Here is a 9,744-nt window from a genome sequence, read left to right on the forward strand (position 1 = left end):
TTACCTTCTCCTTGCTTTTAGAGTATTTAAAAAATCTGTCTTCTTATCTGTTGGTAGAATTCTTATCTCTATTTCCACCCCAGAATCTGAAATTTTCTTCAATGCCTCTATCTCCTTATCATCTAAATAAAGATTAGTATTTATTTTTTCTTTATCTTTCTTAAATGACATTCCGCCTAAGTTTAGACTTTTTATCTTACCTCCACCTTCTATAAACTTAAGAACTTCAAAAGGATTTCCAAAGATCATTATTACATCTTCATATTCACATTCCTCTTCATATAGTTCTAAAGCCTTTAAAGTATCACAAAATATTATTTTTATATCTTCAGGAACGGATAATTCTATAAAAGTTTTTCTTATATCATTTTCTGCAACTTCTTTATTAACAACTATTATTTCCGTCACATCTTCATAAGTGCACCAATTATTTATTAATTGACCATGTACCAGCCTATCATCTAATCTAACTATTTTTAGCACTATACCGCTCCTTTCGCTTTACTTTTGTATATCATTGTAACGCTGCCTTATATTAATTACACCGTTTTGACCAAAATGTTCAGCTAAAGAAGATATTTTCTCTAAATCCTGAACCATATATGGTATTATTTCTAAAATCATTGGCATATTCATACCTGTAATTATATTTACGTTTTTTCTGTCCATAAATAAGCACGCCGCATTATATGGTGTCCCGCCTAAGATGTCTACAAGTATTAAAACTTCATCCACATTTAGCTCTTCAATAGTCCTATCTATCTTATCTTTAAGACTTTCTATACTTTTATCTACTTCAAGACAGATAGTTCTTATTTTTTCCTGCTTACCATATATCATCTCAACTGAATTTATTAGTGCTTTTGCATAGCTTCCATGTGAAATTGCTATTATACCAACCATTTTAATACACCTCAAGATATGTTTATTAATTATCTTTTATATATTACCACACCTTGTGCTACTTTGTTAACTATTCCTGACTCACAAATTAAATCTGTCTTGGAACCTCTTCTAATAGCATTAAGTATTGCAAAACTTTGAAGATATAGTGAATACTGAAATACTATATGACTATCATCTTTATGCTTAAAATTATTTTTGTTGAAGTAGAAATAATAATCACAGTGTTTATCTATTTCTTCATCATAATCCATAGAAATAGCAGCTATAGTACTATTTATTTTATCACTATAACATTCCTTTAAAACATCTAACTCGTATTTTATACTGTGAGAATCATTGCTAAAGAAAAATGATATTAAACACTTTGAATTCATTGTAAGCTTTGGACCATGTCTAAATTCTAACATTGAGTGGAATTCTGTACGTTGAAGCCCCGTTGATAATTCACTTATCTTTAAACACATTTCCGATGCTAATGGATTTAAAGCTCCAGTTCCAAGTGCTGCTACTGTATCATATATTTTATTACTTATAGCATGAGCTTTATAAATATCTTCTTTTAAAAACCTGCCAGCATCTTCAATAATATTTTTAAACATATCTTCATAATAATCATAATTATTAATGTCAAAAATCAAAAGAAGGTACTCTATAAGAAGTGTGAATTCCCCCGTTGCTGCAATACTCTTATCCTTAGTCCTTGGAGGAATAGGAATATATAAACTATTTTTATCTTCTCCATATTTACTTATAATTTCCCCTTTTCCATTACAAATTATAAGAAGTTGATATAATTCAATTCCTTTTTTCTTGAAAATTTCAACTGCTTCTAAACCCTCAATTGTATTTCCTGATCCTCCTAATGATACTAAAAGCACTGGTGAATTATCCAAAATATAACTATCTTCATTTTCTATGAGAGTTGTTGAAGCTATTGATATAACTTCCTTTTTAGTAATTCTTCTTAAATAATTTTCTGTTATTGCAGCTGCTTTTGCAGAGCTTCCAGCTCCAACTAGGTATATTTTAAGTCCTTCTACTTCTTCTATCTTATTTAGAAAAGCTCTTATTTTGTCTGTATTCCTTTTTATTGTTTCTATTCCCTCTTCCCATAATTCTAACTGTCTTTCCATTTCTAAAGCTGTATGATATCCATCAATTCTCTTTAATTCATCTTCCTGTATTCCTAAAATTCTCATTAATAATCACTCCTTAATACTAATCCTCATCTCTATAAAATGGGACTGCTACACAATCTATTTCACTAGATTTTGTAACAGTCATCATTCTAAAGTTCTTAATTCTTCTTTATTAGTTTATATCCCATCATCCATAGACGAGTTATCATTATATGTTGAATTTGTTGTATTAACTTTTATAAATCTTACTGCTGTATCCTTAGTAGCATTTACAACACTATCTGCTAATTCAGCAATTCCCATAGAATCTTTAAGTAAAATTGCTTCTAGTATTGCACCTATATTGCATCCAGCTACAACTTCCATATTTTCTTTTTCATAAGAAAGTTCAACACATACTTTAAAAGGTGTCCCTCCTAAAATGTCACAGACAAATAGATTTTTATCTGCTTTATTATTAACTAAGGCATTAATTATCTTGTCCTTCAAAGTTACATCTGTATCTTCTTCTAAAAAATCAATAAATTCAACGCCTTCATTATGTCCAGCTAAAAGCTTTATAGAACTTTCAACTCCTGTGCCATAATTTCCATGTCCAGCTATGACTATATTAGTCTTCATTATAATACCCCCAATAATGATAGCAATATTGCTAATGCAAATGTAACTAAAATTAAGATAGTTGGATTAACATTTTTCTTCTTTAAGAAATAAAACATAAGTAATGTATATCCCATAGGTAGTATATTAGGTAATATTTTATCAACAAAATCAGTTTGTAGTGATATAGCATGATCTGCACTTATTGGAATGCTTGGAAGTAAAGTGATATGCACATAAGATGCTATTAATCCTCCAATTACAGTAACTCCAAGAGTTGTTGCCGCTTTAGAAATAGATTTTGAATTTTCCTTTAAAATGTCGATAGCTTTTACTCCTAGCTTATACCCTGCACTTGTCCATATTATACGAGATAAGAATACGCATACATAAACACCAAAGAATAGTATAGGTCCCACGATACTGCCTTGACTTGCAAATGATGCGCTGATTCCTGCGACTATTGGTAATAGAGTAAACCAAAGAAGTGCATCTCCAATACCTGCTAGCGGTCCAAATAAAGCAACCTTTAACCCTTTTATAAGACTTCTATCTTCACTATTTTCTTCTAGCGATAAAACTAATCCCATAAGAAATCCTACCAAAGTTGGATTAGTATTTATAAATTCTAAATTATCCTTCATAGATTGTGATACTTTCTCTTTATCATTGTTATGAATCTTCTTTAAGAAAGGTAGTAACGCACAAGTCCATCCTGCTGCCTGCATTCTTTCATAGTTGAAACTTGCTTGTAGCAAAACTGATCTAAAGGCAAGTTTTCTAAGATCTTTCTTGGTTAATTTGTTATTAGATTCCGTCTTCATAATCTTCTCTCCCTTGATTTGAATTTACTACATTTACAACTTGAGCTTTATTTTTATCATTTACATATCCATATAAAGCAAAAGCTGCTCCTATTAATGCTACTGGTAATAAATTTGTAAATTGTACAAATGAAGCTACTAAAAATCCTATAATAAGAAATGGAACATATTCTATCTTAAGCATTACTCTAAGTAATAATCCAAATCCAACTGCTGGTAAAATTCCACCTGCTATTTCAAATCCGTGTTTTAACCATTCTGGCATACTTTCAACTAAAGTTCTCATTGGTTCTTGAGCAACATATGTACAAAGGAATACAATCACACCATAAGTTATTCCAACTATAAGAGTTGTTGTTATATTCAATCTTGTAAATGCTGCAGTATCGCCTTCTTCTGCATACTTATCAGCTTTATTCATGAATACTGAAAATGCTGAATAGTAAAAAAGAATTACATATTGCATTAAGAAACTAAATGGTAGTGCTAATCCAATTGTTGCTTTAACGTCTGCTCCAGTTGTATACGCAATAACTGTTGTCATAATACCTGCTAGTATTGGGTTAGGCGGCTGTGTTCCTCCTACTGGAGTAAGTCCTGCGAAAGCTAATTCAGTAAGTCCTCCTGCGATAAGTCCTGTTGTTATATCTCCTAAAATGGCTCCTGTTAATGTACATACTATTATTGGTCTAAATATATATAATCCTTCTAACCAGAAATCAAATCCAACTATCATTGCCATAATTGCAAGAAGAATACCTTGTAATAACGTTATACTATGCATTATAATTCCTCCCTTTATTCAATATTTGTTTTAATATCTCCAGGTGTATCTTGTGCAAATACTTTTACACCCTTTGATTCAATATATTTTAGATCTTCTATATCTTTATCATCTACATAAACCTTTTTAGTAATAGCTCTCTTTCCATCTGAAAAGTGCATATTTCCAACATTTAATTCTTTTATAGGTACTCCACCATCAACTAATTTTCTTACTACCTCTGGTGTTTTACATACTATAAAAATCTTTTGGTTTGGAGACGCTTTGTGTATAACATCTATAGTTTTTTGAATTGTGAAAAATCTGATTCCAACCCCTGAAGATTCTGCTGTCATTGACATTAATTGTTGTTGTACTGTATCTGATGCTGCAGTATCATCTACAACTACTAGTAAATTAGCTCCTAGGGATGTCGTCCAAGTAACACCTACTTGCCCATGAACTAATCTGTTATCAATTCTTGTCATTAATATATTTGGCATATTTAATTCCTCCTTAATCTTTATGCTTATATATAAAGCAAGCCCCATGCCAAGTAGTGTACATATTACTACTTAACATGGGGCTTTTTTATAGGAATCCATATATTCTTTTACTTATTTAATTTCACCAGAACAATCTAAAGCCTTGTATTTGCTTGTTTTCTTTATATTTCTAAAAACTTTATTAAAGATCAAAGTTTTTAACTTTATTTTTAATACTATCATATATAAATCCTATTTCTGATATAGGAATCTCTACTCTATAGAAATTTTCTATTACACTAAAAGCTTTTCTAGTCATTTTTATAAAGTGTACATGACACTGTTCAAAATCTTCACAATCTCTGTAATTCATAATAGGATCTTTTATTACTAATCTTTCTATCATACAGCTTATGTGTATATATAAACTTATCTTTAAATCATTCTCTAGTTTAAAGCCTAGACTTCTTTCTAAATTAGTAAGAGCATCTTCTACTTGATCTACTATTTTATCCGGATTTAATATTGTAAGATAATTTAAAACATTTTCTAATGTAAATAACTTAACAGCTTCTTTATTTATCTTTTCAATAATGTTATTATCTACAATTCCTTTTAATGTATTAAATAATACTGAATCTGCTTTTTTCATTATAAGATTTTCTAAAGATATAAAAGGAATATTCTCTATCTTTGGATCGTTTGTACCAATTATGAGTTTTACATTATATTGTTTAAATACAAAATCTTCTTTTCCATTTTCTTTTAAACTTTCATAATCATAAGCAACAACTTTTACTTCATCCTCATTAAAACAGCTGTTTAACAAATCTTTTATCTTGCTTGCTGTTCCAATACCTGTTATACAAGTTGTTATTATAACATCTGTTTTCTTCTTAGTAGATTCTATATAATTTACTTTACTTACATTTTTCTTAGATGATTCTTCTGCAATTTGTTTTAATGGCTGTAAGCTAAGAATTCTGCTTCCTATATCCAAAACTAATTTAGTAGAAACATTATCTACTATAGCTATATCTCCGTATATTTCTTTTTCCAATAATATATAAATAGTCTCAAGAGAACCCATATCTACAAGTATTAAAAGTCCCTTTGAAGTATCTATTGTTTTGACATATTCTAAGATCTTATTACTTATATCTAAAGGTGAACTTTCTATAGGCATATCAAATGGCTCAAAAATATATTTACCAAACAGCCTGTTAGCTACCCCTGCAATACTGCTTGCAGTTGAATGACCATGAGCTATTATTATTGCATTAACATTATTTTGAATAGACTTATCCAATGATCTTATATATATTAGTAAATAAATTTCTACTTCTTTATTTATTTCTAAATCTAAGTTATTATGAATATCTTCAATTATCTTTAAAACCAGCTTATACTCCTTATGGAACTTTTTACTCAATTGTTCGATTAATGAAATCTCTTCTTTAATATAACCTTCGTTTTGAAATTCAACAAAATATGTTATAAGATTAGCCATAATTTCTGAACTATTTGTTAAATAATCGATTCCATAATTTAAATTCATAAAATGCAAAGTACTTTCAACTGTTTTTTCTATTGACCTATATATAACATTTTTTGAGTTTCTATATTTCTCATTAAAAACTATATGATCAATCAAGTCATTAAATATTTTAGTTCCATTAATAAAAAACTCTTCCTCTGTTATTTTGCCTTTTTCTAATTCCTTGATAGCTTCATTTAATTCTTCTGTAATTCCTGATGCCTTATTTATATGAGTATTTAAATAATCTCGATCATTTTTTTCCGAACAGCTTATAAACATATTATTTATATTTAAGTTATTAAAACTAATATCCTCATCCCGCTCTATTATATCCTTGTGAAGATTATTAATTTTTACTTTTAATACTTTTGTTCTTTTCTCCTGCGTATTATTCAAGGAATTTGCACAGCTGAGTTTTATAGCATTTATAATTTTACCAATATTACCATGAGCATTACTATTAATCAATATATTTATAACCTGACTGTTAACAATAATATCTCTATTTATATTTAAGGCTTCTCTCTTATAAAAATTATCTATAAGGTCTAGCTTTTCTTTTAAGGGTCTTTCTTTAAAGCTTGGTATCTTTAATATTAGTGGTATACGCCTTAAAAATGTCTGAAGAAATTTATTCTCAGGATTCTCTGTAGTTGCAAAAATTAACCTTACGCTGGCGTGTCTTTTTTTCTCCGTTTCACCAAGCCTTCTAAATATCCCCTTATCTAAAAATAAGAATAATTTTTCTTGACCTTCTGGGGGTAGTCTGTGAATTTCATCTAGAAATAGATATCCCCCATTTGCTTTTTCAATGAGACCTATTCTATCACTATCAGCACCTGTATAAGCCCCTTTGGCTGATCCAAAAAGTATCGCAGAAAATAACTCTGGGTTATTTGCATATTCTGCACAATTAAATATTTCAAAAGGGGCACCTTCTTTTATATAGCTGCAATTTCTCGCATAATCATATACCTTTTGTGCTAAAAAACTTTTTCCAACTCCTGAACTTCCAATAAGTAAAAATGGTAATCCATTTGGTGGATATGAGACTGCTGATTTGCACTGCTGAACAACATCCTTTAAGCTGCCGCTCGCCCCTATAAGTTCCTTAAAATTATCTATATCATTATTAGTATTTAAATAGTTAATTTCTTTAATATAATCAGAAATCAGTGTAAACCTATCACTATCTTCTTCATACACTTCCTTACTCATAAAGTAGACAGGTCTCTTATTTATTTTTATTGCTTCTTCCTCTTTAGTCAGCTCATTTAATACATGGCTTACTAAATTTCTTTGAAGCCCAAGTTTATCTGCTATAGTAAGAGCATTTATTCCGTATTCCATGCTTCCATCTATTTTAAGAGAAAGTTCTTTCAACTTTATTCTAATCTTTTCCTTATTAGTCATAGACCTGCCTCCTAACTCTTTCGTTTATATTAACATATACTGTCACCTATATTTATATACACTACCACTATCAGTTGGTTTAACATTGTATCTAAATATAGAATTCGGATTACATAATAAAGTATAATTAATATATATGTTGCAATTCACAATTACGGCTAAAATTCTTGTAATATTTTTAGAATTATGATGAAGAATTACTTTTGCAGTATATAATATTATTTAACGTAATTTTTTAAAATTTTATTAAAATCAACTTTTATAATATATATCAACTTGGATTTTAACATTGAATATATCATTTATGCAAGGTCAAAAGTCTAGAAATTTTAATAATTTATCCGATTATTCATGTTAATCACTTTGTTGGCTAACAAATGCTTTAATCTTCAAATATTTTGTTATATGAAAAAAAATAAGTTCTAGATAAACTAGAACTTATTTTTCAACTTGGTGACTCCTAGGGGAATCGAACCCCTGTTACCACCGTGAAAGGGTGGTGTCTTAACCGCTTGACCAAGGAGCCATATTAAGTTTTATTTAAATTGGCGACTCAGAAGGGGCTCGAACCCTCGACCTCCGGCGTGACAGGCCGGCACTCTAACCAACTGAGCTACTGAGCCGTATTATGGTGGCTCGAACTGGAATCGAACCAGTGACACGAGGATTTTCAGTCCTCTGCTCTACCGACTGAGCTATCGAGCCATCTTACCTCGCAACGTCCTACTCTGCCACACAGTCTCCCATGCAGTACCATCGGCGCTATAGACCTTAACTTTCCTGTTCGAAATGGGAAGGAGTGTTACCTCTATGCCATCATCACGAGATCTTCAATTTGAAAAAACTTTGTTCTTTCAAAATTGCACACAGTTTCTTTAATGTATTTACAACTTGACTATATTGGTCAAGCCCTCGACCTATTAGTATCAGTCAGCTAAATATGTTACCATACTTACACCTCTGACCTATCAACCTTGTAGTCTTCAAGGGGTCTTACTAGCTTATGCTATGGGAAATCTCATCTTGAGGTGGGCTTCACACTTAGATGCTTTCAGCGTTTATCCCTTCCCGACTTAGCTACCCAGCCATGCTTCTGGCGAAACAACTGGTACACCATAGGTCAGTCCATCCCGGTCCTCTCGTACTAAGGACAGCTCCTCTCAAATTTCCTACGCCCGCGACGGATAGGGACCGAACTGTCTCACGACGTTCTGAACCCAGCTCGCGTGCCGCTTTAATGGGCGAACAGCCCAACCCTTGGGACCTACTTCAGCCCCAGGATGCGACGAGCCGACATCGAGGTGCCAAACCTCCCCGTCGATGTGAACTCTTGGGGGAGATCAGCCTGTTATCCCCGAGGTAGCTTTTATCCGTTGAGCGATGGCCCTCCCACGAGGTACCACCGGATCACTAAGCCCGACTTTCGTCCCTGCTCCACTTGTAGGTGTCGCAGTCAGGCTCCCTTCTGCCTTTACACTCTTCGAACGATTTCCGACCGTTCTGAGGGAACCTTTGGGCGCCTCCGTTACATTTTAGGAGGCGACCGCCCCAGTCAAACTGCCCACCTAACAATGTCCTGTCACCAGTTTCATGGCATCCAGTTAGAACTTCAATACTATCAGGGTGGTATCCCAACAACGACTCCACCAAGGCTAACGCCCTAGTTTCCCAGTCTCCCACCTATCCTGTACAGACAATACCGAAATTCAATGCTAAGCTACAGTAAAGCTCTACGGGGTCTTTCCGTCCAATCGCGGGTAGCGAGCATCTTCACTCGCACTACAACTTCGCCGGATTTGCAGTTGAGACAGTGCACAAGTCATTACGCCATTCGTGCGGGTCAGAACTTACCTGACAAGGAATTTCGCTACCTTAGGACCGTTATAGTTACGGCCGCCGTTTACTGGGGCTTAAGTTCACACCTTCGCGTTACCACTAAGTGTTCCCCTTAACCTTCCAGCACCGGGCAGGCGTCAGCCCCTATACATCAGCTTTCGCTTTAGCAGAGACCTGTGTTTTTGTTAAACAGTTGCTTGTGCCTATTCTCTGCGGCCTGATTTCTCAGGCACCCCTT

8 protein-coding genes, 3 tRNA genes and 2 rRNA genes (1 of these 13 cut by a window edge) are annotated in these 9,744 nt (G+C 32.6%); all 13 read right to left on the reverse strand.

Annotation, left to right across the window (positions count from 1 at the left end; translation table 11 throughout):
• Positions 1–483 (reverse strand): PTS sugar transporter subunit IIB, encoded by a 483-nt coding sequence (locus KEC93_RS14765; RefSeq protein WP_077869061.1) that lies wholly within the window; start codon positions 481–483, stop codon positions 1–3.
• Between the two features lie 18 nt (positions 484–501).
• Positions 502–903 (reverse strand): PTS sugar transporter subunit IIA, encoded by a 402-nt coding sequence (locus KEC93_RS14770; protein ID WP_065418281.1) that lies wholly within the window; start codon positions 901–903, stop codon positions 502–504.
• A gap of 29 nt (positions 904–932) precedes the next feature.
• The gene (locus KEC93_RS14775; RefSeq protein ID WP_077869060.1) at positions 933–2,105 is read right to left on the reverse strand and encodes an SIS domain-containing protein; all 1,173 of its coding nucleotides are present in this window, start codon (positions 2,103–2,105) and stop codon (positions 933–935) included.
• A gap of 117 nt (positions 2,106–2,222) precedes the next feature.
• Positions 2,223–2,666: a PTS sugar transporter subunit IIA gene (locus tag KEC93_RS14780; RefSeq protein WP_077869059.1), complete on the reverse strand. Its 444-nt coding sequence runs from the start codon at positions 2,664–2,666 to the stop codon at positions 2,223–2,225.
• A complete protein-coding gene (gene agaD / locus KEC93_RS14785) occupies positions 2,666–3,469 on the reverse strand; it encodes a PTS galactosamine transporter subunit IID (RefSeq protein WP_077869058.1) in 804 nt (267 codons plus the stop codon). Before agaD ends, KEC93_RS14780 begins: the two co-directional genes overlap by 1 nt.
• On the reverse strand, positions 3,453–4,253 hold the full coding sequence (gene agaC / locus KEC93_RS14790) for a PTS galactosamine transporter subunit IIC (protein WP_017212917.1): 801 nt from the start codon (positions 4,251–4,253) through the stop codon (positions 3,453–3,455). Before agaC ends, agaD begins: the two co-directional genes overlap by 17 nt.
• 14 nt (positions 4,254–4,267) lie before the next feature.
• Positions 4,268–4,735 carry a PTS galactosamine transporter subunit IIB gene (gene agaB, locus KEC93_RS14795; RefSeq protein WP_200884603.1) on the reverse strand — a complete coding sequence of 156 codons (468 nt, stop codon included), beginning with the start codon at positions 4,733–4,735 and terminating at the stop codon, positions 4,268–4,270.
• Between the two features lie 184 nt (positions 4,736–4,919).
• A complete protein-coding gene (locus KEC93_RS14800; RefSeq protein WP_077869057.1) occupies positions 4,920–7,670 on the reverse strand; it encodes a sigma 54-interacting transcriptional regulator in 2,751 nt (916 codons plus the stop codon).
• Positions 7,671–8,121: 451 nt separating this feature from the next.
• Positions 8,122–8,196: transfer RNA gene (locus tag KEC93_RS14805), tRNA-Glu, on the reverse strand.
• Between the two features lie 20 nt (positions 8,197–8,216).
• A tRNA-Asp gene (locus tag KEC93_RS14810) sits at positions 8,217–8,293 on the reverse strand.
• Positions 8,294–8,299: 6 nt separating this feature from the next.
• Positions 8,300–8,375 (reverse strand) — tRNA-Phe (locus KEC93_RS14815).
• Positions 8,376–8,380: 5 nt separating this feature from the next.
• Positions 8,381–8,497 (reverse strand): 5S ribosomal RNA (gene rrf / locus KEC93_RS14820).
• A 73-nt stretch (positions 8,498–8,570) separates the two neighbouring features.
• Positions 8,571–9,744 (reverse strand): 23S ribosomal RNA (locus KEC93_RS14825) (it continues 1,735 nt past the right edge of the window).

The sequence above is a fragment of the Clostridium beijerinckii genome (assembly GCF_018223745.1).
GTDB lineage: Bacteria > Bacillota > Clostridia > Clostridiales > Clostridiaceae > Clostridium > Clostridium beijerinckii.